Genomic DNA, 24,091 nt, shown 5'->3' with positions numbered 1-24,091 from the left:
ACGATCGATGGAGCTGGCCGGACGCCGGGTACTCGTGGCCGGGGCGGGGGTGACCGGCAAGTCGGTGGTCACCGCGCTGCTCGCGCGGGGTGCCGAGGTCACCGTCACCGATGGCAACGCCGAGCGCCTCGCCGAGCTGGACGGGCTCGGGGCCGCGCTGGCACCCGGCCTGACCGAACCGCCGGAGGGCACCGCGCTGGTGGTGACCAGCCCTGGCTGGCGCCCGTCCGCGCCGCTGCTCGTCGCCGCGGAGGCGGCGGGTGTCGAGGTGATCGGCGACGTCGAGCTGGCCTGGCGGATCGGGCGGGACCTGCCCGCGCCCCCGGTCTGGCTGGCGGTCACCGGGACCAACGGCAAGACCACCACGGTCGGCATGCTGGAGTCGATCCTGCGTGCCGCCGGGGTGGACGCGGTGGCCTGCGGGAACGTCGGCTACGCGGTGCTGGACGCGGTGCTCGCCGGGCACCGGGTGCTGGCCGTGGAGCTGTCGAGCTTCCAGCTGCACTGGTCGCGCACGCTGGCGCCGCACGCGTCGGTGGTGCTCAACCTGGCCGAGGACCACATCGACTGGCACGGCTCGATGGCCGAGTACGCCGCGGCCAAGGGCAAGATCCACCAGCACTCGGCGACCGTGGTGCACAACGCGCTCGACGAGTGGTCGGTCCGCCTCGCCGCCGCCTACGGGCCCAAGACCGCGCTGTCGGTCGGCATCGGCGTGGACACCCCGCGCCCCGGTGAGCTGGGCGTGGTGGAGGACCTGCTGGTCGACCGCGCTTTCGTGGCCGACCCGGTGCACAGCGCCGAAGAGTTGGGCGCGTTGTCCGACGTGCGCCCGGCCGGTCCGCACAACGTGCTGAACGCGCTGACCGCCGCCGCGCTGGCCCGCGCCTACGGGGTGCCCGCCGAGGCCGTCGCGAAGGGCCTGCGCGAGTACCGGCCCGCCGCGCACCGGGCGGCGGAGATCGGCGAGGTCGGCGGCGTGCGCTACGTCAACGACTCCAAGGCGACCAACCCGCACGCGGCCGCCGGCTCGCTCGGCGCCTACCCCGACGTGGTCTGGATCGCCGGTGGCCAGCTCAAGGGCGCCGCGGTGGACCAGCTGGTCCAGAACGCGGCGGACCGGTTGCGCGGGGTGGTGCTGCTCGGTGTGGACGCGCCGGTGATCGCCGCCGCTTTGGCGCGACACGCGCCGGATGTCCCGGTGAAGACGCTCCCCGCGGGTGACGATGAGCCCATGACTGCGGCGGTGGGTGCGGCCAGTGCCATGGCACGTCCCGGGGACGTGGTGGTCCTCGCGCCCGCGGCCGCCTCACTGGACATGTTCCGCGACTACACCCAGCGAGGCGATGCCTTCACTGCCGCGGTGCATGCCCTGGCAGGTCGGGGGCAGGACAGTGGCAGTAGCTAGGCCGGCCAAGCCGGTCAGGGCCGCGCGGACCGCGCAGCCGGAGCAGGACGGCAAGAAGGCGGGAGGCGCGACCCGGGTCTCCCGGCGCCGGGCCAAGGGCGAACGCCCGCCCCGCGGCTTCTCCACCGAGCAGTTCGCGCTGACCGCGTGGCTGTCGCGGCCGCTGGCCTCGTTCCACCTGGTGCTGGCCGTCACCGGCACGCTGACGGTGATCGGGATCGTGATGGTGCTGTCGGCCTCCTCGCCGTCCTCCTACGACCCGAAGACCGGCTCGTCGGTGTACGCGCTGTTCCAGAAGCACCTGATGTTCGTCGGCATCGGCTCGCTGGCGTTCCTGATCGGGCTGCGGGTGTCGCTGCGGCGGATCCGGGCGCTCTCGTCCACCGCGATGGTGGTCTGCCTGGGCCTGCTGATGCTGGTGCTGACCCCGCTCGGCAAGAACGTCAACGGCTCGCAGGGCTGGTTCGTGGTCGGGCCGTTCTCGCTGCAGCCGGTGGAGCTGGCCAAGGTGGCGCTGGCGCTGTGGGGCGCGCACATCCTGGTGATCAAGTACAACGTGCTGCACCAGTGGCGGCACCTGCTGGTCCCGGTGGTGCCCGCCGCGCTGCTGATGTTCGCGCTGGTGATGGCGCAGCCCGACCTCGGCGGCACGGTCACCCTCGGCGTGGTGCTGATCGCGCTGCTGTGGTTCGCCGGTGCGCCGAAGCGGCTGTTCGGGGTGATCCTGGCCGGTGGTGTCGGCGGCGCGGTGATCCTCGCGCTGGTCGCGCAGTACCGGCTGGACCGGGTGATGACCTTCCTCAACCCCGGTGCCGACCCGCAGGGCAAGGGGCTGCAGGCCAACCAGGCGCTCTACGCCATCGCCGAGGGCGGGTTCTTCGGCAAGGGGCTGGTGCAGGGGCAGTCGAAGTGGCGCTACCTGCCCAACGTGCAGCACGACTTCATCTTCGCGCTGATCGGCGAGGAGCTCGGGTTCGTCGGCTGCGTGGTGGTGATCGGGCTGTTCGGCCTGCTCGCCGTGGTCGGCATGCGGATCGCCACGCGTAACCTGGACCCGTGGATCCGGATCGTGGCCGGCACGCTGACGGTGTGGGTGGTCGCGCAGGCGGCGATCAACATCGGCTACGTGATCGGGTTGCTGCCGGTCACCGGCGTGACGCTGCCGCTGATCTCCTACGGCGGCACGTCACTGGTGGTGACCATGCTGCTGCTCGGCATCCTGGCCAACTGCGCCCGGCACGAACCGGAGGCGGTGGCCGCACTGCGCACCCAGGGCCCGGGTAAATTCGGGCGACTGCTGCGCCTGCCGGCGCCCGAGCCGTACCGCCCGCCGACCAAGCGCCGGGGCTCCGCCGGTACGCGCGGCGGCGGTACCAAGCGCGGCCGTCCCGCGGCCCGCGCGAGCGAGCGCCGGGCGGGCGCGACCAGGGCCGGCACGGCACGCGGAAGTTCGACACGGAGAGGACGTCGGTGACAGACCCGGCAGTGGGAGCGGACAGAGGCAGCAACGCCGTCGAGCAGGCGGCGCCGACGGTGGTCGTGGCAGGTGGCGGCACCGCCGGCCACATCGAGCCGGCGCTCGCGCTCGCGGACGCGGTCATGCGCCTGCGACCCGACGCGAAGGTGATCGCGCTCGGTACCGCGCGCGGCCTGGAGACCAAACTGGTGCCGGAGCGGGGCTACCAGCTGGAGCTGATCCCGCCGGTGCCGCTGCCGCGCAAGCCGACGCCGGAGCTGATCCGGCTGCCGCTGCGGGTGCGCGACTCGGTCAAGAAGACCCGTGAGGTGCTCGAGCGCGTCGGCGCGGACGTGGTGGTCGGCTTCGGCGGTTACGTCGCGCTGCCCGCCTACCTCGCCGCCCGCGGCCGGGTGCCGATCGTGGTGCACGAGGCGAACAAGACCGCCGGGCTGGCCAACAAGGTCGGCGCGCGGTTCGCCGCGCGGGTCGCGGTGGCCGTACCGGGCACGCCGCTGGCCAACGCCGAGGTCGTCGGCATCCCGTTGCGCCGCTCGATCACCACGCTCGACCGGGCCGCGCTGCGGGCCGAGGCACGCAAGCACTTCGGGCTGGACCCGGACGCGCCGACGCTGCTGGTGTTCGGCGGTTCGCAGGGGGCCGCCTCGATCAACGCCGCGGTGTCCGGCGCCGCCAAGGACTTCGCGGACGCCGGTGTCGGTGTGCTGCACGCCCACGGCCCGAAGAACACCCTGGTGGTGCAGGAGTTCCCGGACAAGCCCGCCTACGTGCCGGTGCCGTACCTGGAGCGGATGGACCTGGCCTACGCGGCCGCCGACGCGGTGCTCTGCCGCTCCGGCGCGATGACCGCGGCCGAGGTGTCCGCGGTGGGCCTGCCCGCGGTGTTCGTGCCGCTGCCGCACGGCAACGGCGAGCAGGGGCTCAACGCCAAGCCCGCGGTGGACGCCGGTGCGGCGCTGCTGGTGGACGACGCGGACCTGACCCCGGGCAAGGTGGCCGAACTGGTGGTGCCGCTGGTCGCCGACGCGACCAGGGTGGCGAAGATGAGTGCGGCGGCGGTGGGCCTCGGTCACCGCGAGGCCGACGAGGTGCTGGCCCGGATCGTGCTGGAGGCGGCGGCGAAATGACGGAACTACCCGAGGTGCTGCGGCGAGCGCACCTGATCGGCATCGGCGGCGCCGGGATGAGCGGCATCGCCCGCATCCTGCTGGCGCGGGGTGCCGAGGTGTCCGGTTCGGACGCGAAGGACTCCCGCGCCTTCCCCGGCCTGCGCGCGCAGGGCGCGAAGATCGCGGTCGGGCAGGCGGCGGCCAACCTCGACGCCTTCGACGGCGGGCCGAGCGCGGTGGTGGTGTCCACCGCGATCAAGGACAGCAACCCCGAGTTCGCCGCGGCCCGCGAGCGCGGCATCCCGGTGCTGCACCGGGCCGAGGCGCTGGCCGGGCTGATGGCCGGGCACCGGGTGGCCTGCATCGCCGGGACGCACGGCAAGACCTCGACCACCTCGATGCTGACCGTGGCCCTGCAGCACTGCCGGCTGGACCCGTCGTTCGCCATCGGCGGTGACCTGAACGAATCCGGGTCGAACGCGCACCACGGCACCGGCGGCATCTTCGTCGCCGAGGCCGACGAGAGCGACGGCTCGTTCCTGGCCTACTCGCCGTCGGTCGCGGTGGTCACCAACGTCGAGCCCGACCACCTCGACCACCACGGCACGGCCGAGGCCTACGTCGAGGTGTTCTCCCAGTTCGTCCGGCGGCTCGAGCCGGGCGGGCTGCTGATCGTCTGCGGTGACGACGCGCCCGCCGCCGAGCTGGCGGACAAGGCCGAGGCCAACGGTGTGCGGGTGCGCCGCTACGGCCGCACGGTCACCGGTGCCGAGGACGCGAAGGTGCTCGACTACCGGCCGGGTCCCGAGGGCGGGGTCGTCCGGGTCGCCATCGGTGACAAGGAACTGGACGTGCTGGTCGCCGTGCCGGGTGAGCACATGGCGCTCAACGCGGTGGCCGCGCTGCTCGCCGGGATGGAACTGGGCGCGCCGGTGGAGGAGCTGGCCGAAGGACTGGCCGCGTTCGGCGGGGTCCGGCGGCGGTTCGAGTTCAAGGGCCGCTCCGGCGACGTGCGGGTCTACGACGACTACGCCCACCACCCGACCGAGGTCGACGCGCAGCTGCGCGCGGTGCGCCACGCGGCGGGCTCGGGCCGGGTGATCGTGTTGTTCCAGCCGCACCTGTACTCGCGGACGAAGGCCTTCGCCATCGAGTTCGCCCAGGCGCTGAGCCTGGCGGACGAGGTGGTGGTGCTCGACGTGTACGGCGCCCGCGAAGAGCCGGAGCCGGGTGTGAGCGGTGCGCTGATCGCCGAGCAGGTGTCGGCCTCGGTGCACTACGTCCCCGCGTTCGACGAGGTGGTCACGCTGGCGGTCGACCTGGCGAAGCCGGGTGACCTGGTGGTCACCATGGGCGCCGGTGACGTCACGCAGCTCGGTCCGGAGATCCTCGCCGAGCTGGACAGCCGGAGCGAGCAGGGCTGACACGGGTGACCACGGCCAGGGAAGCCAGGCAGCGGAAGCGGCGCGGGCCGGGTGAGGAGCGCGGTCCCGCGCGCTCCGCCTCGGCCAGCCGCCGCGGCCGCCGTCCGGACAGCGCGCGGCAGCGCACCGGGACCCGGCCGAGCCGGCGCAAGGCGATGCAGCGCCGCTGGGTGGCGCTGCTCGCCGTGGTGAGCGTGATCGCCGGGTTCTACCTGGTGTTCTTCACCTCGCTGCTGGGCGTGCGCACGGTGGACGTGCTGGGCGCGACGAGCCTCTCGCCCGACCAGATCCGCGCGGTCGCCAGCGTCCCGGACAGGCGCGCGATGCTGCGCGTGGACACCGACGAGATCCGGGACCGGGTGCTGACCCTGCCGGGCGTGGCCACCGCGGACGTCTCGCGGTCGTGGCCGTCGACCATCGAGATCGAGGTGTCCGAACGCACGCCGATCGGTTTCTTCAACACGGGCGAGGAAATCCACCTGGTGGACGATTCCGGTTTCGTGTTCAAGAAGGTCCCGGTGGCGCCCGCCGGTCTGCCGGAGCTGAAACTCGCGCGCGTCGGCCCGGACGACCCACCCACCCGCGCGGCGACGACCGTGCTGGTCGCGCTGCCGCAGCAACTGCGTACGCAGATCGCCTCGGTGGGCGCGGAATCCCCGGGCAGCGTCCGCTTCGACCTCAACGACGGCAGGCAGATCCGCTGGGGCGACGCCCGGCCGGACACCATCGACCGCAAGACCAAAGTCCTCGCCGCCCTCCTCACCCAACCCGGCAAGATCTACGACGTCTCCAGCCCAGAACTCCCCACCGTCTCCTAACCACCCGCCCGGGCACCCGAGTCACACGTCCAGGCACCCGAACCCCACACTCGCGCACCCGAACCCCACACCCGCGCGCCTGAACCCCACGCTCGGGTAGCCGAGATTCACGTTCAGACTGGCGAACCGCACACTTGGGCGGCCGAGTCCCACGTGCTGGCTGGCGAATCGGGCGCTCGCGCGGCTGAGTTCGGCGTTCGGGCAGGCGAATCCCACACCGGCGCAGCCGAATCCCACGTTCGGGCAGGCGGACCGCATCTCGGGTAGCCGAGTCCCGCGTTCGGGCACCCGAAGTCCACACTCGCGCACCCGAGTCTCACGTTCAGGCTGGCGAACTCCACGCTCGGGTAGCCGAGTCTCACGTTCGGGCAGGCGAACCGCACACTCGGGCAGGCGAACCGCACACTTGGGCAGGCGAGTCCCACGTTCAGGTAGGCGAGTCCTGCGTTCGGGAGCCCGAGTTCGACGTTCGCGGCGTGGCCGGTGCCTTCCGCGGTACGAACGCGGTGCAAGCCACTGTCAAGTCACCGTCATTGCGCGTCGTAGCGGAAGCCGAGCAGGGTGATCTCCTTCAGGTCCGGGTCCCCGTCGAACGGCTTGCCTTCATAAGTAATGCCGAGCAGTGCGCGCAAAGCCTCTTCGCCCAGATCGAGCGGGTGGAACGGGAACGGGCTCGGCGACATCGAGCGCCGGTCACCCGACCAGTACGGCTTCTCGAACATCAGCGCGTCCCCGAGTTCTTCGAGGATGCCGTATTCCGGCGCCAGGCTGAGCGAGCGCACCAGCGTGCCCTGCTCCCACATCGCGTAGGCGAACCAGTCCACCGCGCTGTGCATGGCGTGCAGGTAGACGGTGGCGTCCCCGGCGGGCTCGAGCAGGTTCGGCGGCAGTTGCGAGGGCTGGTCCACCGCCGCCTCGGGGGCGCAGATCACCGTGAGACCGGGGAAGCAGCCGACATACATGTGCCCCTCGGGCGGGTTCACGTTCTCCAGCAGGTTGCCGTCGCCGATCTCCTCGAGCCGGCCGTGCGGCTGGAGGCGGCGCGCCATCGCCCGCGTGGCGTCGCGGTCGGGCACCGGGTGGCCGGGCAGCACGACCTTCGCGTCGTCCTCGGAGTACACCAGCATGGCTGTCACCGCGCCCACGGGAACTCCTTCCGGCCGGAGGACGGGCGGTGGGGGAACGCACCGTCTTGTGTGGAGCGAGCCGGGCCAGTGAACCAACTGGCCGCCGCTGAGATGACTAGTCTCAGTGGAGGGTCGGTGGCGGTATCCCAGCATCGTCAGCCCCTTCGCTTCGGCCGTACCCTTCGAGCATGTCTTCGCGGCCCGGCGGCCCGCATCAACCTCTTGGTGGATGCCGCCCGGCGAGCACTGGGCAATTCCTTAGCTTGTTCCACTTGCACCGTGCAGAATGCCGGGCATGCCTGCCGATCCCGAACGTTCCGACCCGCCGCTGGTCGCCGGTGAACGCGAACAGCTGAACGGTTTCCTCGATTTCCTGCGCGAGGCGATCACCCTCAAAGCCCGCGGGCTGACCGACGAACAGGCGCGGCGGGTGCACGTGCCCACCAGCCCGCACACCACCATCGCCGGGCTCGTCGCGCACCTCACCTACGTCGAGTCGTACTGGTTCTCCGTGGTGCTCGACGGTCAGGAAGACCCGTGGCGGGAACGGTTCAAAGAGGACCCCGACGCCGAGTTCACCGCCTCCGCCGGCGTTCCGGTAACCGAGCTGATCACCGCGTACGAGGCGGAATGCCGGGCGAGCCGCGAAATCGCCGCGAAACTCGAACTCGACCACCGGGCGCCCCTGCGCGGCGATCGGGAAGTGACCGTGCGCTGGGTGCTGATCCACATGATCGAGGAGACCGGCCGCCACGCCGGTCACCTCGACCTGCTGCGTGAACTCACCGACGGGCTGACCGGCGAATAGCCGCGCGCCGCGGCGGCAGCGGGAAGAACCCGCTGGTGCGCTCGACGTAGTAGGCGTAAGCCGGGCGGGTGCGGTGGAGTCCCTTCTCCAGCAACGGTTTCCCGGTGCCCTTCGCCAGCGCGATGGTCATCGCCACCGGTGAGAGCACGGTGGCCGCACCCACCCACGTCGAGCACGCCAGCAGGTAGAGCCCCCACCAGACACAGGCGTCGCCGAAGTAGTTGGGGTGCCGGGTGTAACGCCACAGCCCGGTGTCCAGCACGCGCCCCCGGTTCGCCGGATCGGCCCGGAACCGCCGCAGCTGCTCGTCGCCGATCGTTTCGAAGCCGAACCCCGCCAGCCAGACCGCCACGCCGAGCCAGCCGGTCACGCCGATGCCGGTGCCGTGCTGCGCGGCGAGCACCGGCAGCGAGACGAACCACAGCACCAGCGCCTGCACCAGGTACACCCGCACGAACAGCCGCGGCGCCGGCCGGGCACCCGCGCGCTCGACCATGCGGGCGTAGCGCGGGTCCTCCGGCTGCTTGCTGTTGCGCAGGTGCAGGTGCAGCGACAGGCGCAGCCCCCAGACCACGGTCAGCCCGGTGACCAGCAGCCGCAGCCACAGGTCCCCGGTGCCGAACGGGAAGGCCGCCACCGCGACCAGCGCGAACCCCAGTCCCCAGAAGGTGTCGATCGTGTCGTACCGCCGCCTGGCCAGCGCGATCGCGAAGGTGACGCAGACGGCCACCAGTGCCACGCCGAGCGCCACCGCGGCGCTGATCGCCAAACTCATCCGTGCTCGCGGGTCGCGGGCACGCCACTCTCCCCGGCGGCACCCGGTCGTCCGGCGGTGAGCTGGTCCACTCCCATGCGGTTCTCCTCGAAGGTCGGCGCGCCCCGGCCTCGCCGATCGGCGCGACCACGTCGTCCCATCGTGACTCGTGCGTGTCCGTCCGGCCACGCACAGTCCCCACGTAGTGTTCCTGCAACGCTTGCGCACCGCTAATCCCACAGCCGGAACCCTCCGGATGGCCCAGCGCGCGTGTGGTCCATTCGCACGGGACGCTGGTACGGATCGGTACCAATCCAGCCGGGCCGTGGCCTCGAATGACCGGTGTGCAGATCACTGGAGAACGAGTCGGCGTCATCGGCAGCGGGGTGGCCGGCCTGACCGCCGCCTACCTGCTGCAACGCCGCTACGACGTGTTGCTGTTCGAAGCCGACGAACGACTCGGCGGGCACGCGCACACGCACGACGTCGCCGGCGCGCGCGGCACGATCGGCGTGGACTCCGGGTTCATCGTGTACAACGAGCGCACCTACCCGACCCTGCTGAAGCTGTTCGGCGAGCTGGGTGTGCGGACCCAGCCCACCGAGATGTCGATGAGCATCCGCTGCGACGGCTGCGGTCTCGAATACGCCGGGGCGAAGGGCCTGCCCGGGTTGTTCGCCCAGCGCCGGAACCTGCGCAACCCGCGGTACCTGCGGATGCTCGCCGAGGTCAAGCGGTTCCACCGGCACGCGGAGCGGGTGCTGCGCGCGCCGGATGCCGGGGACGTGACCATCGGCGCCTTCCTCGCCATCGGCGGGTATTCGCGGTACTTCGTCGACCACTTCCTGCTCCCGCTGGTGGCCACCGTCTGGTCCGCCGACCGCACCGCCACGCTGCGGTACCCGGCGCCGTACCTGTTCGCCTTCCTGCGCAACCACGGCATGCTCTCGGTGTCCGGCTCGCCGTCCTGGCGCACGGTGACCGGGGGCTCCCGCGAGTACGTCGACCTCGCGGTGAAGCAGCTGACCGCGGTCCACCTGTCCACGCCGATCCGCTCGGTGCGCCGCACACCGGCCGGGGTCGAGCTGCGCGACGACGCCGACACCGTGCACCGGGTGGACAAGGTGGTCGTGGCCACCCACGCCGACCAGGCGCTCGGCCTGCTCGGCGAGCCGACCGACGCCGAACGCGAGGTGCTCGGCGCGTTCGGCTACTCGCGCAACGAGGCCTGGCTGCACACCGAGCCGGGCGTGCTGCCACGCACGCCGGGTGCCCGCGCGTCCTGGAACCACTCCGCGCCCGCCTGCGGTGCCGACCACGGCGCGGTGCAGGTCAGCTATGACATGAACCGGCTGATGCGCCTGGACGAGCCGGAGGGCTACGTGGTCACGCTGAACCCGTCGGAGGGCATTCCGGAGGCTCAGATCCTGGCGAAGATGACCTACGAGCACCCGATCTACACGCCGGAGTCGGTCCGCGCGCAACGCCGCCTGCCCGAGCTGAACGACGGGGTCGTCGCCTACGCCGGTGCCTACCACGGCTGGGGCTTCCACGAGGACGGCTGCGCCTCCGGGACCCGCGCCGCCGAATCGCTGGGGGTGCGCTGGTGACCGCCGCGCTGTACGACGCCACGGTCGCGCACGTGCGGCGGATCGACCCGCCGCTGACCTTCGCGCACCGGTTGTACCTGTGGCTGGTCGACGTGGACGAGCCGCCCCGGCTGCCCGCCTGGCTGCGGCCGTTCGCCCGGTTCGACGGCCGGGACCACTTCGCGCCGGGCGCCCCGGGCACCATCCGCGAGAAGCTGGACGCGTGGCTGGCCACGCGCGGGGTCGACCTGCACGGCGGCCGGGTGGTCATGCTGGCCGGCGCCCGGGTGCTCGGGTACGCGTTCAACCCGATCACGCTGTACTGGTGCCATCGCCCGGACGGCGAGCTGGCCTGCGTGGTCGCCGAAGTGCACAACACCTACCGCGGGCGGCACGCCTACCTGCTGCACCCCGACGCGCGGGGGAGCGCGACCGCGGCGAAGGAGTTCTTCGTTTCGCCGTTCCAGACCGGCGACGGCGAGTACCGCATGTCCGTGCCCGAGCCGGATTCGTTGCTGTCCGTCTCGGTGGAGCTCCACCAGGCGGGCTCGACGCCGCTTGCCGCCACCCTTCGCGGGGTGCGTCGCGCCGCCGGTACCGGCGACCTGGTCCGTATGCTGCTGGTCCGGCCGTTCGTCCCGCAGCGCGTGACCGCGCTGATCCGGGGGTACGGGGTAGGCCTGTGGTCGCGCCGCGCCCCGATGCCCGAGGTGGCTCCCGCCGACCGACTCGGAGGACTCAATGGATGAGACGGCCCCGCGTCGACCCGGCGACCAGCTGCGGCCGGTGCCCGCGCACCCCGAAGACGACCCGACCACCGAGGAACTGCTGGTACGCGTGGCCAAGGGGGACGAGCGCGCGTTCGAGCAGGTCTACGAACGACTCGCCGGGCCCATCCTCGGCCTCGTCCGCCGGGTGGTGCGCGACGGTGCCCAGTCCGAGGAAGTGGCCCAAGAGGTGCTGGTCGAGCTGTGGCGCACCGCGCCGCGGTACGCACCGGACCGCGGCAGCGCGCTGAACTGGGCGCTGACCCTGGCGCACCGCCGCGCGGTGGACCGCGTGCGTTCCGCCCGCGCGAGCACCGAACGCGAGGTCAAGGCCACCTTCGAGGCGAGCAGGAGCCGCCCGTTCGACGAGGTGGCCGAGTCGGTCAACTCGCGCTGGGAACGCCAGCAGGTGCGCCGCTGCCTCGGCCACCTGACCGAACTGCAGCGCGAATCCGTGCTGCTCGCCTACTACCAGGGCTACACCTACCGCGAAGTGGCCGAAGTGCTGTCCACCCCGCAGGGGACGGTCAAGACCCGGCTTCGCGACGGACTGATCCGGCTGCGGGACTGCTTGGGGGTGACCGCATGACCTCGCCGGACATGCACACGCTGGCCGGGGCCTACGCCCTCGACGCGCTGGACGACGTCGAACGCGAACGCTTCCGCAGGCACCTGACCGAATGCCCGTCGTGCGCGCAGGAGGTGCGCGAACTGCAGGCGACCGCCGCGCGCCTGGGTGCCGCGGTCGCCGAGGACCCGCCGCCGGGGATGAAGGCCGAGGTGCTGGCCTCGATCCGGGCCACCCGCCAGGAACCGCCGTCGGCCGGTGGCGACCGGGGCGGGCGGTCCCGGCGTGGCGGGGGAGCGCCGCGCTGGGTCGTCTTCCTGACCACCGCCGCGGCGGTGGTCGGCCTGGCGCTCGGCGGGGTCTTCGGCGGTCTCGCGCTGCGCACGCAGGGCGAACTGGACGCCGCGCGGCAGCAGGCGGCCGAGGCGAGCGCCAAGTACGCGCCGATGGGGGAGCTGATCGCCTCACCCGATGTGGTGACCGTGCACGATCCCGGCGGGCACGGGACCGTGGTCATGTCGCCGAGCCTGGACAAGGCCGCGTTCATGGCCTCGAACCTGCCCGCCCGCACGCCGGACCAAGAGTACCAGGTGTGGCTGATGCACGCCGACGGCCAGGTGCGCTCGATGGGCCTGGTGCCGGGCGGGACCGCCCCGGGGTCGGTACTCACCGCACAGGGCCTGGCCGGGGTGGCCAAGATCGGCATCACGGTGGAGCCGCGTGGCGGTTCCCCGGTACCGACGTCGGCACCCCTGCTGACCATCTCAATGGCGGCTTGACACTTTCCACACACGAAGGCGTTGCTGGCAAAGAGATTGCCCGCCGTGCGGCGTGGCTTCTGGATTCCGGGCCTGCGGCTCCCTAGCGTGCAGGGCAACGTCGGTAGTTGACATAACTCTAAGCCTCGACTAGAGGTCGAGGGTTCGGGCGGGGAGTGTCCGAGGGGACGACCGCCGGCGGGGCAACACGCACAGTCACGATCAGGAAGGCGGATCCCGATGACGCCCCCGCACAACTACCTCGCGGTGATCAAGGTCGTCGGCATCGGTGGCGGCGGCGTCAACGCCGTGAACCGGATGATCGAGGTCGGCCTCAAGGGTGTCGAGTTCATCGCGGTGAACACCGACGCGCAGGCGCTGCTCATGTCCGATGCCGATGTCAAGCTCGACATCGGCCGAGAACTCACCCGGGGCCTCGGCGCCGGGGCGGCCCCGGAGGTCGGCCAGCGCGCCGCCGAGGACCACCGGGAAGAGATCGAAGAGGTCATCAAGGGCGCCGACATGGTGTTCGTGACCGCCGGCGAGGGCGGTGGCACCGGCACCGGTGGCGCGCCCGTGGTGGCGCAGATCGCCCGCAAGCTCGGCGCGCTGACCATCGGCGTGGTCACCCGGCCGTTCTCCTTCGAGGGCAAGCGCCGCGGCAAGCAGGCCGAGGACGGCATCCAGGCGTTGCGCAACGAGTGCGACACGCTGATCGTCATCCCGAACGACCGGCTGCTCCAGCTCGGCGACATCGGCGTCTCGCTGATGGACGCCTTCCGCTCGGCCGACGAGGTGCTGCTCTCCGGTGTGCAGGGCATCACCGACCTGATCACCACGCCCGGCCTGATCAACCTGGACTTCGCCGACGTCAAGAGCGTGATGTCCGGGGCGGGCAGCGCGTTGATGGGAATAGGGAGTGCTCGCGGTGAAGGCCGCGCGGTGCAGGCCGCCGAGAAGGCGATCAACTCGCCGCTGCTCGAGGCGTCGATGGACGGGGCGCACGGCGCCCTGCTGTCCATCGCCGGTGGCTCCGACCTCGGCCTGTTCGAGATCAACGAGGCCGCTTCGCTGGTCCAGGAGTCCGCGCACCCGGACGCCAACATCATCTTCGGCACGATCATCGACGACTCGCTCGGCGACGAGGTCCGGGTCACGGTGATCGCGGCCGGGTTCGACGCCGGCGCGCCCACGCACAAGAAGCTCGACCCGTCCGCGGTCGGCTCGCGCAGCACCACCGTGTCCGCCGAGGCGGGCCAGGTCGGTGGCTCGGGTGGGTCCTCGCTGCCGTCGGCTTCGTCGTCGCGGCCGGGTGTGCCCTCACCGGGGCAGCGGTCGCAGCCGCCTGCTCCCGGTGGTGAGCGGCTGACCGGTGGTTTCAGCGGCGGCACCGGCTCGATCTCCGGCGGCCTGCCGCAGCCGGGCGCGAGCCGTCCGGGTTACCCGACCCCGCGCACCACGGCGCAGAGCACCCAGGGCAACCTGCCCGGTCGCGCCGTGCCGGTCACCGACGATCCCAGCGACGACGAAGTGGACGTTCCGCCCTTCATGCGCCGCTAGGCTGATCCGGTGCGTATTCGGAGGGTCGTCACGACCAGGGCGGGCGGTGCCTCGCGGGCCCCGTACGAGAGCTTCAACCTCGGTGACCACGTCGGCGACGACGAAGCGGCGGTGGCTGCCAACCGCCGCCGCCTGGCTGCGGAACTCGGCCTCGCCGAGGGTGACCTGGCGTGGATGGAGCAGGTGCACGGCCGCACGGTGACGGTGGTCGACGAAGCGGGCGGTCCGCCCGCCGAAGCGACCGACGCCCTGGTCACCGCGCGCCCGGGTGTCGCCTTGGTGGCGCTGGTCGCCGACTGCGTGCCGGTGCTGCTCGGCGATCCCGAGAACGGGGTCGTGGCCGCGGTGCACGCGGGCCGCGTCGGCGCCAGGGTGGGCGTGATCCCGGCCGCGCTCGACGCGATGAAGTCCGCCGGTGCCGAACTCGACCGGGTCGAAGCGCTGCTCGGCCCGGCGATCTGCGGTGAGTGCTACGAGGTGCCGAAGGCGATGGCCGACGACGTCGAGGCGCACCTGCCCGGCAGCGCGTGCAAGAGCCGCAACGGCACGCCCGGCGTGGACCTGCGGGCGGGGTTGTGGCGCCAGCTGGCCGACGCGGGCATCGCCAAGATCGGCGTCGACCCGCGCTGCACCGCCGAGGACCGGACGCTGTTCAGCTTCCGCCGCGACGGCACCACCGGCAGGCTCGCCGCGATCACCTGGGTCGAAGCCGGATGAGCACCGACCGCCAGACCGAACTGGCCGAGTCGCTGGAACTCGTCCGCGAGCAGATCCGGGAAGGCTGCCGGGCCGCCGGGCGGGATCCCGCGGAAGTCCGGCTACTCGCCGTGACGAAGACGTTCCCCGCCGTGGACGCGGCCCTGCTGACCGACCTCGGCGTGACCGATCTCGCGGAAAACCGCGACCAGGAGGCAGGCGCGAAGGCCACCGAGGTGTCCTCGATGCGCCCGGACGTCCGCGTGCGCTGGCACATGGTCGGCAGGCTCCAGCGGAACAAGGCGCGCTCGGTGGTCCGCTGGGCCGACGAGGTGCAGTCCGTGGACTCGATCCGGCTCGCCGAAGCACTGGGGAAGGCCGTCCGGGCCGCCAGGGAGCGCGGAGAACGTGATCAGCCTCTCGATGTGCTCGTCCAGGTCAGCCTGGACGACGAGGAAACCGCCCGCGCCCGGGGTGGCTGCCCGCTGCCGGAACTCCCCGCACTGGCGGAAAACCTCACCCAGTCGGGTGATTTGCGGCTCCGCGGCCTGATGGCCGTCGCCCCACTGGGTACCGATGCCGGAGAGGCCTTCTCCCGCCTTGCGGCAGCCAGGGAAAAGTTCCTTGAAGACCACCCCGGCGCCGTGGAACTCTCTGCGGGGATGAGCGGTGATCTTGAACAAGCCATCGCGTGCGGCTCCACCTGTGTGCGTGTCGGAACCGCGTTGCTCGGACGGCGAGGTTTAGCCTCACCGTAGTGAAAACTCCGAGCGGCGTCGGTTTCGGTGACGCAGGGTAGTGGGTGAGGGCGCTGGCGTGGCTTTTCGGGCGTGAGTGGCCGCGAGGGTCGAAGAAGGCAGGGAGGCACACCGCATGAGCGCGCTGCAGAAGCTGAAGGCGTACTTCGGCATGGTCCCGGCCGACAGCGACGGCTACGACGGGTACGACAGCTACGACGGCGACTACCGGCGTGAAGGCTCCCGTGACGCTCGAGACGCCCGTGACCGCGACTACGACTACGCCGACGACGGCGACGAGTACGAAGCCTACGAGGAGCCGGCCGCGCCGCCCGTGCGCACCCGGTCGAGGGGGCGTTACCGCGCGATGGACGAGTTCGACGACGAGCCACGCCCGCGGAGCCGCGTGCCCGCCGCCACCCCGGCGGTGCAGGGCGCGCTCGCGGTCGACCGGCCCGACCCGGTGGCCCGGCTGCGGCCGGTGCCGGAGCAGTCGCGGGTGCCCAGCCGTGATCCGCTGAGCCGGATCACCACGCTGCACCCGACCAGCTACGCCGAGGCCAGGGCGATCGGGGAGCACTACCGCGACGGCATCCCGGTGATCATCAACCTGACCGAGATGGACAACGCCGACGCCAAGCGGCTGGTGGACTTCTCGGCCGGGCTGGCGTTCGCCCTGCGCGGGTCGATGGACAAGGTCACCAACAAGGTGTTCTTGCTCTCACCGCCCGATGTGGACGTGACCGCCGAGGACCGCCGCCGGATCGCCGAAGGCGGGCTCTTCCTCCGCAACTGAGCGCACTCGCGACCAGGGGTACCGGCCGGCTGGCCGGTGCCCCTGTTCCGCGTTCCCCGGTGTTGTACGGTGTTGTGCGCCACGCCGATCCGGCCCAGGTCAGCCCGCTGCCCGCGCGCCGGGGCACGGGTGTGGCAGAGTGGAGACGTGCAAGCGGTCTGGATCGTCCTCTACTACGTGCTGTTCGCGTTTTGGCTCCTGCTTACAGCACGAGTCGTGGTCGAACTCGTGCGCGCCTTCGCGCGCGAGTGGCGCCCCGCCGGAGGGGTTGCGGTGACGCTGGAGACCATCTACACAGTTACGGACCCGCCGGTCCGATTGGTCCGGCGGATCATCCCGATGGTGCGGATTGGCGGCGTCGGACTGGACTTATCGATTATGGTGCTGCTGTTGGTTGTGTTCATCTTGATGCAACTGGCGTATCCAGGGTGATCGGGGACCCTGGTGACCTGCAGGCCATGGAGTGCGTGAGGTGATCTGATGTCGTTGACCCCCGCTGACGTGCACAACGTCGCGTTCAGCAAGCCGCCCATAGGCAAACGGGGCTACAACGAGGACGAGGTGGACGCGTTCCTCGACCTGGTGGAGACCGAGCTCGCCCGGCTCATCGAGGACAATAACGAGCTGCGCCAGCAGGTCGAGCAACTCGATGCCGAGCTGGAATCGACCCGTGGCGAGTTGGAGACCGCGCGGTCCGCCGGACCGGTGGGCAGCGTGCCACCGCCCGCGCCGGTGCGCGAGGAACCACGGCGGCTGGCACCCGTACCGCCGCCCAGCGCGATGGAGCAGACCCAGGCGCACGGCATGGGCCCCGACAACGGGGAACCCAACGTGCAGGCCGCGAAGGTGCTGGGGCTGGCGCAGGAAATGGCCGACCGGCTCACCGCCGAGGCCAAGACCGAATCCGACGGCATGCTGGCCGAGGCCAGGACCAAGTCGGAGCAGCTGCTCTCGGACGCGCGGGCGAAGTCGGACTCGATGGTCAACGAGGCGCGCACGCGTGCCGAGACCATGCTGAACGACGCTCGCACCAGGGCGGAGACCCTGGAGCGGCAGGCACGCGACAAGGCGACCACGGTCGAACGCGAGTCGCAGCGCAAGTACACCGAGACGATGAACAGCCTGAACTCCGAGAAGAACACGCTGAACAAGCGGATCGAAGAGCTGCGGACCATTGAGCGGGAGTACCGCACGAGGCTGCGTGGGTTCCTCGAGTCGCAACTGCGTGAGCTGGACGACCGAGGCTCGGCCGCGCCCGCCTCGCCGGGTGGGAACCAGTCCGCCAGCGGTTCCAGCAGCGGACAGGGCTACTCGTTCGGCCCGCGGGCCGAAGCGGGCTGAGGCCACACGTTCGAGTGAACCGACGGCTCCGACCTTCCTGCCGGGAGGGTCGGGGCCGTTTCGGCATGTCGTCCGTGTTGTAATTCACCGTGCTCTACGTCGTGCTGGTACTGGTGCTGGTAGCCGCTGGTCTGGTTGTCGCGGGTCTGATCACCGCGAACACCCTGTGGGCCTGGGTCTCGGTGGGCGTGTCCGTGCTGGCGGGACTGGTCATGCTGGCCGAATGGCTGCGACGCCGTAAACAAGCCGCGGTGGCTGCCGGGAAGCCCGCCGCTGTGCCGGACGAGTCCGAAGACGACGAGAAGCTGAAAGCCGACCTGAATCCCGACACGGTCGAGGGCGAGGTCGCCGGCGAGCTACCCGTGGACGAGCCTGTCGAGGAACCTGCCGCCGAGCCCGCGGCGACTGAGCCGACCGCCGTCCTGCCCGCTCCCGACGACGAGCAGCCGGAAGAGCCCGCCGCTGTCGCCGAAGCCGGTGACCCGGGCGAAGAGGACACGGACGCCGCCGACCTCCTGATCGTCGCCGAACTGGACGTCGAAGTCCTGGTCGTCGACGAATACCCGCGCTACCACCTCGCCGAATGCGCCTGGCTGACCGACCGGGAAACCATCCCCATCGCCGTCGCCGAGGCCAGGGACCTGGGCTTCACCCCCTGCTCCCGCTGCACCCCCGACGCCCACCTGGCCGCCACCCACCGCGAGACCACCAAAACCCCCTGACCCCTCACCCATCCGGCCACCCGAACGTCCAACTCGGCTACCCGAGCGCAGGACTCAGGCGCCCGAACGTGGGGTTCAGCAGCCTGAGTGTGCGACTCGGCTGCCTGAGTGTGGGGTTCGGGTGCGTGAGTGTGGGGTTCGTGAGGGCGGGGTGGTGGGTGAGTGTTGCGTTCGTGCAGCCGAGTTGCACGTTGGGGTAGCTGAGTTGCACGTTGGGGTGGGCGAGTTCTGCGTTCGGGTGGCTGAGTTCGACACTCGCGTGGGCAACTGCTGGGCGACCTCCTCGGAATCGGGTTGCGCGGGCGCGTTAACCTGGTGGAACACAGGCGTTGATCCGGCCATCACCGGGGAGCTTCCGGAAGAACGGGCCTCGGCCCCAGTAGAACCGGACGGGTGCGGCCCGTGACAGCCGTCGAACGAGCGGCCCGTGCCTTCGCGTGCGGGCAAGCGGGGTGGTACCGCGGAACGCGGCCGAAAACCGGCCGGGCTTCGTCCCCGTACTTACGGGACCACTGGACACCGCGAGGAGCGCTCGATGTACCCCAAGGCCGAGGCTGGTGAACCGACCGGTCAGGTGCCGTCCCAGCCGTCCTTCCCGGCGCTGGAGAAGGACGTGCTGGCCTACTGGGAGGCCGATCGGACCTTCCAGGCGACCGTGGACGCCCGCGACCCCGGCAAGAACGGCGCCAACGAGTACGTCTTCTACGACGGCCCGCCCTTCGCCAACGGCCTGCCGCACTACGGGCACCTGCTGACCGGGTACGTCAAGGACATCGTGCCGCGCTTCCAGACCATGCGCGGCAAGCACGTGGAGCGCCGCTTCGGCTGGGACACCCACGGCCTGCCCGCCGAACTCGAAGCCGAGCGGCAGCTCGGCATCACCGACAAGTCGCAGATCGACGAGATGGGCGTGGCCGCGTTCAACGACGCGTGCCGCGAGTCGGTGCTGCGCTACACCGGCGAGTGGCGCGACTACGTCACCCGCCAGGCGCGCTGGGTCGACTTCGACAACGACTACAAGACGCTCGACGTCACCTACATGGAGTCGGTGATCTGGGCGTTCAAGCAGCTGTGGGACAAGGGCCTGGTCTACGAGGGCTACCGCGTGCTGCCGTACTGCTGGCGCGACGAGACCCCGCTGTCCAACCACGAGCTGCGGATGGACGACGACGTCTACGCCAGCCGTCAGGACCCGGCGGTCACCGTCGGCTTCCGGCTCGAGGGCAACGGCACCGACCTGGACGGCGCGTACCTGCTCATCTGGACCACGACGCCGTGGACGCTGCCGTCGAACCTGGCCACCGCGGTGCACCCCGAGGTCTCCTACGTGCTGGTGTCCTCCGGTGACCAGCGCTTCGTGCTCGCCGAGGCCCGTGTCGGTGCCTACGCCAAGGAACTCGGCGAGGCGCCCGAGGTGCTGGCGCGGTTCACCGGTGCCGAGCTGCTCGGCACCCGGTACGCGCCGCCGTTCCCGTACTTCGTCGGCCAGGAGAACGCCCACCGCGTGCTCGCCGCCGACTACGTGACCACCGAGGACGGCACCGGCGTGGTGCACATCGCGCCCGCCTACGGTGAAGAGGACAAGGTGGTCACCGACGCGGCCGGGATCACCCCGGTCACCCCGGTGGACTCGAAGGGCCGGTTCACCGCCGAGGTGTCCGACTACGACGGCCAGCAGGTGTTCGACGCCAACCCGAACATCATCAAGGACCTCAAGAACGGCACCGGTTCGGCCGGGCGCCAGGGCGCGGTGCTGCTGCGCCACGAGACCTACGAGCACCCGTACCCGCACTGCTGGCGCTGCCGGAACCCGCTGATCTACCGCGCGGTCTCGTCGTGGTTCGTCGCGGTGACCGAGTTCAAGGACCGGATGGTCGAGCTGAACCAGCAGATCACCTGGTACCCGGAGCACGTCAAGGACGGCCAGTTCGGCAAGTGGCTGGAGAACGCGCGCGACTGGTCGATCTCGCGCAACCGGTACTGGGGCACGCCGATCCCGGTGTGGCAGTCGGACGACCCCGGTTATCCGCGCACCGACGTCTACGGTTCGCTCGACGAGCTGGAGCGCGACTTCGGCGTGCGGCTGGACAACCTGCACCGGCCCTACATCGACGAGCTGACCCGGCCGAACCCGGACGACCCGACCGGCAGGTCCACCATGCGCCGGGTGCCCGACGTGCTCGACGTGTGGTTCGACTCGGGCTCGATGCCGTATGCCCAGGTGCACTACCCGTTCGAAAACGCCGAGTGGTTCGAGCACCACTACCCGAGCGACTTCATCGTCGAGTACATGGGCCAGACGCGCGGGTGGTTCTACCTGCTGCACGTGCTGGCCACCGCCTTGTTCGACCGGCCGGCCTTCCGCACCTGCGTCTCGCACGGCATCGTGCTGGGCTCGGACGGGCAGAAGATGTCGAAGTCGCTGCGGAACTACCCGGACGTCAACGAGGTGTTCGACCGGGACGGCTCCGACGCGATGCGCTGGTACCTGATGGCCAGCCCGATCCTGCGCGGCGGCAACCTGGTCGTGACGGACAAGGGCATCCGCGACGCGGTGCGCCAGGCGGTGCTCCCGCTGTGGAACTCGTACTACTTCCTCGCGCTCTACGCCAACGCCGAGGGCACCGAGGGCCGGTGGCGTACCGACTCGAAGCACGTGCTCGACCGGTACGTGCTGGCCAAGACGCACGAGCTGGTGACCGACGTGGGGGCGGCGCTGGAGGTCAGCGACATCGCCGGTGCCTGCGCCACCACGCGCGAGTTCCTCGAGGTGCTGACGAACTGGTACGTGCGCCGCTCGCGCGACCGGTTCTGGGCCGGGGAGCAGGACGCGGTGGACACCCTGCACACCGTGCTGGAGGTGACCTGCCGGGTGCTGGCGCCGCTGCTGCCGCTGACCACGGAGTCGGTGTGGCGCGGGCTGACCGGTGGCCGCTCGGTGCACCTGGCCGACTGGCCGGGCACCACCGAGCTGCCCGCGGACGCCGCGCTGGTCACCGCGATGGACCGGGTGCGTCAGGTGTGCTCGTCGGCGCTGTCCCTGCGCAAGGCGAACAAGCTGCGCGTGCGGCTGCCGCTGGCGAAGCTGCTGGTGGCCGCCGAGGACGTGGACGCGCTGCGCCCGTTCACCGACATCATCCGCGACGAGGTCAACGTCAAGTCGGTCGAGCTGACCGAGGACGTGGCCGCGCACGGCGGGTTCGAGGTGGCGGTGAACGCGCGGGCCGCCGGGCCGCGGCTGGGCAAGGACGTGCAGCGGGTGATCAAGGCGGTCAAGGCGGGCGAGTGGTCCACTTCGGACACCGGCGCGCTGGTGGCGGCCGGGATCGAGCTGCTGGACACCGAGTACGACCGCAAGCTGGTGGCCAAGGACACCGGCGCGGCGGCCGAGCTGCCTGCCGGGTCCGGCCTGGTGCTGCTGGACACCGCGGTGACACCGGAACTGGCGGCCGAAGGCCTCGCGCGTGACCTGGTGCGCGTGGTGCAGCAGGCGCGCCGGGACACCGGGCTCGAGGTGGCCGACCGCATCGAGCTGACCGTCGACGCACCCGCCGAGGTGACCGAGGCGGTGCGGGCGCACGAGGAGTTCGTCGCGGGGGAGACCCTGGCGGTGGCTGTGGCCTACGGCGACGTGCCCGACGGCTCCACCGGGACCGTCGGCGACGGGGTCAAGGTGACCGTGGCGGTGCGCAAGAGCTGAGAGGGGGCCCGTGAGTGGTGGTGGGGATTTGGCGGGGACCGGGGGCCACCACCACTCACGGGCCGAGCGTGACCGCTCGTATGTTGTTGATCACAACAAATCCACTGCGTCCATGACACCGCGTTCCCAGTGGTCTGGACAAGCGGCCATTCGGGCTAACGAGCCGAACGGTCGTTCCCGGCACCTATGCTCGATCCGCGCGATCGCGCCACGAGCTGGGGAGAAGTGCGTTGACGCCTGCCGCCAAACGCTGGGTACTGGCGGTCGCCTCGGTGGCCGTGGTCGCCATCGTGGCGGCCGCCGTGGTGTTCCTGTCCCGGGGCGATGAGCCGCCACCCGCGTCCGCCACTGCGCCGATCGCGGAGGGACCTCGGGAAATCGGCACGCGGTACCTCGCCGCGCTGTCCGGCGGCGACCAGCGCGCGGCCGCGAACCTGACCGACGACCCGGCTGCCGCGCTCGCGGTGCTCGACGCCGTGCGGGCCGGGCTCAACGCCGAGCGGCTGACCGCGAAGCTCGGCGAGCAGGACCCCGGCGGATCCTCGGCGAAGGTCCGGTTCGACTGGCAGCTCGGCGCGGGCGCGTGGGGCTACGACAGCACCATCGAATTCGCGCAACGGGACGGCAGGTGGCTGGTCCACTGGACGCCTGCGCAAATCCACCCCCAGCTCACCGCGGACCGGCGGCTCGCGGTCAAGGGCGCCGAGGGCAGCCCGGTGCTGACCGACCGCGACGGCAAGCCGATGTTCGTCCGCGAGGGCAACGGGACCAAACCGGCGGACGGCGTACGGGTCGACCCGCTCACCTCGCGCCTCGCCAAGCACGCCGCGGACAACGCCCCGGCGGCCTGGTCGGTCGAACTCCGCGACGCGGCGGGCACCACGCTGGAGAAGCTCGGCGGCGCGGAGGGGGTGGAAGCCGAGCCGCTCGGGTCCACGCTGAGCAGCGGGATGCAGCAGGCGGCGCAGCAGGCTGTCGACACCGCCGGCGGCCCGGCGATGCTGGTGGCCATCCAGCCCTCGACCGGGCAGGTGCTGGCGATGGCGCAGAACGCGGCCGCCGGTGACCAGCCCAAGGCGGTGTCCGGGCTCTACCCGCCGGGGTCGACGTTCAAGGTCGTCACCGCCGCCGCGGCCCTGGAGGCGGGCACCGGGCCGGACACCGTGCTCGACTGCCCCGGCGAAGCGCGGATCGGCACGCGCACCATCCCGAACGACGACCGGTTCTCGCTCCCGCCGTCCCCGCTGCACACCGCCTTCGCCCGTTCGTGCAACACCACCTTCGCGCGGCTCGCCGCGGACCTGCCCGCCGACGCGCTGGCCGGGGCGGCGGACCGGTTCGGCCTGAACGCCGACTTCGACGTCCCCGGCATCGCCACCGAGACGGGCAAGGTGGAGCCGTACGGCGACCAGGCCCAGCGCGTCGAGGCGGGGATCGGGCAGGGCGAGGTGCTGGCCAGCCCGTTCGGCGTGGCGTTGATGACGGCGACCGTGGCCAGTGGTGAGGCGCTCACGCCGTCGCTGTGGCGGACCGCCGAGACCGGGCTGATCACCGGCTACGAAGCGCCGGACGCGAGCGTGCTCGGGCCGCTGCGGGTGATGATGCGCGAGGTGGTCACCGAGGGCACCGCGCGCGAGCTCGCCCGGTACGGCGAGGTGCGCGGCAAGACCGGCACCGCGCAGTTCGGCGACGGCCGCGGCGCGCACGGCTGGTTCACCGGGTACCGCGGTGACCTCGCCTTCGCGGTGCTGGTGGAGAACGCCGGGTCGTCGGGACCGGCACTGAAGGTGAGCGGACGGTTCCTGAGCGGCGTCTGATCCGGCGGTCGCTTGTGGATCCGTTGGCGGGCAACGGTTTTCGCTGATTTGGCTGCGCGAAGCCGATATTCACCGAAAGCACCGGGAACCTGCCGGGTGTCAACCATTCGGACGA

22 protein-coding genes are annotated in these 24,091 nt (G+C 71.3%); 19 read left to right on the top strand and 3 right to left on the bottom strand.

Annotation, left to right across the window (positions count from 1 at the left end; genetic code table 11):
• Window positions 1-7: 7 nt before the first annotated feature.
• The 5 genes from murD to JOM49_RS37425 are packed head-to-tail and all read left to right on the top strand — an operon-like array spanning window position 8 to window position 6,236.
• Window positions 8-1,408: a UDP-N-acetylmuramoyl-L-alanine--D-glutamate ligase gene (gene murD / locus JOM49_RS37445; protein WP_209668867.1), complete on the top strand. Its 1,401-nt coding sequence runs from the start codon at window positions 8-10 to the stop codon at window positions 1,406-1,408.
• Window positions 1,395-2,882, top strand: a complete 1,488-nt coding sequence (ftsW, locus tag JOM49_RS37440; RefSeq protein WP_372444171.1) for a putative lipid II flippase FtsW — start codon at window positions 1,395-1,397, stop codon at window positions 2,880-2,882. The genes murD and ftsW overlap by 14 nt, the downstream gene beginning before the upstream one ends.
• 11 nt (window positions 2,883-2,893) lie before the next feature.
• On the top strand, window positions 2,894-4,012 hold the full coding sequence (murG, locus tag JOM49_RS37435; RefSeq protein WP_209668863.1) for an undecaprenyldiphospho-muramoylpentapeptide beta-N-acetylglucosaminyltransferase: 1,119 nt from the start codon (window positions 2,894-2,896) through the stop codon (window positions 4,010-4,012).
• Window positions 4,009-5,418, top strand: coding sequence for a UDP-N-acetylmuramate--L-alanine ligase (murC, locus tag JOM49_RS37430; RefSeq protein WP_209668862.1), 1,410 nt, complete (start codon window positions 4,009-4,011; stop codon window positions 5,416-5,418). Before murG ends, murC begins: the two co-directional genes overlap by 4 nt.
• 5 nt (window positions 5,419-5,423) lie before the next feature.
• Window positions 5,424-6,236, top strand: coding sequence for a cell division protein FtsQ/DivIB (locus JOM49_RS37425; RefSeq protein ID WP_209668860.1), 813 nt, complete (start codon window positions 5,424-5,426; stop codon window positions 6,234-6,236).
• 530 nt (window positions 6,237-6,766) lie between these two features.
• Here JOM49_RS37425 and JOM49_RS37420 read toward each other — a convergent pair.
• Complete coding sequence (locus JOM49_RS37420; protein ID WP_209668858.1) at window positions 6,767-7,381, bottom strand: DUF6928 family protein; 615 nt, start codon at window positions 7,379-7,381, stop codon at window positions 6,767-6,769.
• 277 nt (window positions 7,382-7,658) lie between these two features.
• Here JOM49_RS37420 and JOM49_RS37415 point away from each other — a divergent pair, with 277 nt between their 5' ends.
• Window positions 7,659-8,171 (top strand): DinB family protein, encoded by a 513-nt coding sequence (locus JOM49_RS37415; protein WP_209668856.1) that lies wholly within the window; start codon window positions 7,659-7,661, stop codon window positions 8,169-8,171.
• Here the strand turns inward: JOM49_RS37415 and JOM49_RS37410 are convergent.
• Both JOM49_RS37410 and JOM49_RS37405 read right to left on the bottom strand, forming a co-directional pair.
• The gene (locus tag JOM49_RS37410) at window positions 8,146-8,946 is read right to left on the bottom strand and encodes a DUF1295 domain-containing protein (protein WP_209668854.1); all 801 of its coding nucleotides are present in this window, start codon (window positions 8,944-8,946) and stop codon (window positions 8,146-8,148) included. The two genes, JOM49_RS37415 and JOM49_RS37410, sit on opposite strands and share 26 nt — an antisense overlap.
• Complete coding sequence (locus tag JOM49_RS37405; protein ID WP_209668852.1) at window positions 8,943-9,086, bottom strand: hypothetical protein; 144 nt, start codon at window positions 9,084-9,086, stop codon at window positions 8,943-8,945. The genes JOM49_RS37410 and JOM49_RS37405 overlap by 4 nt, the downstream gene beginning before the upstream one ends.
• 183 nt (window positions 9,087-9,269) lie before the next feature.
• Here JOM49_RS37405 and JOM49_RS37400 point away from each other — a divergent pair, with 183 nt between their 5' ends.
• The 13 genes from JOM49_RS37400 to JOM49_RS37340 all read left to right on the top strand — a co-directional run bounded on the left by JOM49_RS37400 (window position 9,270) and on the right by JOM49_RS37340 (window position 23,976).
• Window positions 9,270-10,535, top strand: a complete 1,266-nt coding sequence (locus tag JOM49_RS37400) for an NAD(P)/FAD-dependent oxidoreductase (protein WP_209668850.1) — start codon at window positions 9,270-9,272, stop codon at window positions 10,533-10,535.
• Window positions 10,529-11,263 carry a DUF1365 domain-containing protein gene (locus JOM49_RS37395; RefSeq protein WP_209672073.1) on the top strand — a complete coding sequence of 245 codons (735 nt, stop codon included), beginning with the start codon at window positions 10,529-10,531 and terminating at the stop codon, window positions 11,261-11,263. Before JOM49_RS37400 ends, JOM49_RS37395 begins: the two co-directional genes overlap by 7 nt.
• The gene (sigK, locus tag JOM49_RS37390) at window positions 11,256-11,870 is read left to right on the top strand and encodes an ECF RNA polymerase sigma factor SigK (protein ID WP_209668849.1); all 615 of its coding nucleotides are present in this window, start codon (window positions 11,256-11,258) and stop codon (window positions 11,868-11,870) included. Before JOM49_RS37395 ends, sigK begins: the two co-directional genes overlap by 8 nt.
• Entirely contained in the window at window positions 11,867-12,628 is a 762-nt protein-coding gene (locus JOM49_RS37385; RefSeq protein ID WP_209668847.1) for an anti-sigma factor, read from the top strand. Before sigK ends, JOM49_RS37385 begins: the two co-directional genes overlap by 4 nt.
• 219 nt (window positions 12,629-12,847) lie before the next feature.
• Complete coding sequence (gene ftsZ / locus JOM49_RS37380) at window positions 12,848-14,167, top strand: cell division protein FtsZ (RefSeq protein ID WP_209668845.1); 1,320 nt, start codon at window positions 12,848-12,850, stop codon at window positions 14,165-14,167.
• A 9-nt stretch (window positions 14,168-14,176) separates the two neighbouring features.
• A complete protein-coding gene (gene pgeF, locus JOM49_RS37375; protein WP_209668843.1) occupies window positions 14,177-14,884 on the top strand; it encodes a peptidoglycan editing factor PgeF in 708 nt (235 codons plus the stop codon).
• Window positions 14,881-15,621, top strand: coding sequence for a YggS family pyridoxal phosphate-dependent enzyme (locus JOM49_RS37370; RefSeq protein ID WP_209668841.1), 741 nt, complete (start codon window positions 14,881-14,883; stop codon window positions 15,619-15,621). Before pgeF ends, JOM49_RS37370 begins: the two co-directional genes overlap by 4 nt.
• A 115-nt stretch (window positions 15,622-15,736) precedes the next feature.
• Complete coding sequence (locus JOM49_RS37365; protein WP_209668840.1) at window positions 15,737-16,396, top strand: cell division protein SepF; 660 nt, start codon at window positions 15,737-15,739, stop codon at window positions 16,394-16,396.
• A 147-nt stretch (window positions 16,397-16,543) separates the two neighbouring features.
• Window positions 16,544-16,828, top strand: a complete 285-nt coding sequence (locus JOM49_RS37360; protein ID WP_113693163.1) for a YggT family protein — start codon at window positions 16,544-16,546, stop codon at window positions 16,826-16,828.
• Window positions 16,829-16,876: 48 nt separating this feature from the next.
• Entirely contained in the window at window positions 16,877-17,737 is an 861-nt protein-coding gene (gene wag31 / locus JOM49_RS37355; protein ID WP_209668838.1) for a DivIVA-like cell division protein Wag31, read from the top strand.
• A gap of 89 nt (window positions 17,738-17,826) precedes the next feature.
• Entirely contained in the window at window positions 17,827-18,459 is a 633-nt protein-coding gene (locus tag JOM49_RS37350; RefSeq protein WP_209668837.1) for a hypothetical protein, read from the top strand.
• Window positions 18,460-18,994: 535 nt separating this feature from the next.
• Complete coding sequence (ileS, locus tag JOM49_RS37345) at window positions 18,995-22,159, top strand: isoleucine--tRNA ligase (RefSeq protein ID WP_209668836.1); 3,165 nt, start codon at window positions 18,995-18,997, stop codon at window positions 22,157-22,159.
• A 230-nt stretch (window positions 22,160-22,389) separates the two neighbouring features.
• A complete protein-coding gene (locus tag JOM49_RS37340) occupies window positions 22,390-23,976 on the top strand; it encodes a penicillin-binding transpeptidase domain-containing protein (protein ID WP_209668835.1) in 1,587 nt (528 codons plus the stop codon).
• The last annotated feature ends 115 nt before the right edge of the window (window positions 23,977-24,091 follow it).

Source organism: Amycolatopsis magusensis (genome assembly GCF_017875555.1).
Lineage (GTDB): Bacteria > Actinomycetota > Actinomycetes > Mycobacteriales > Pseudonocardiaceae > Amycolatopsis > Amycolatopsis magusensis.
The sequence above is the reverse complement of the archived record's forward strand: the minus strand, read 5'-3'. Positions and strand labels throughout refer to the sequence as shown.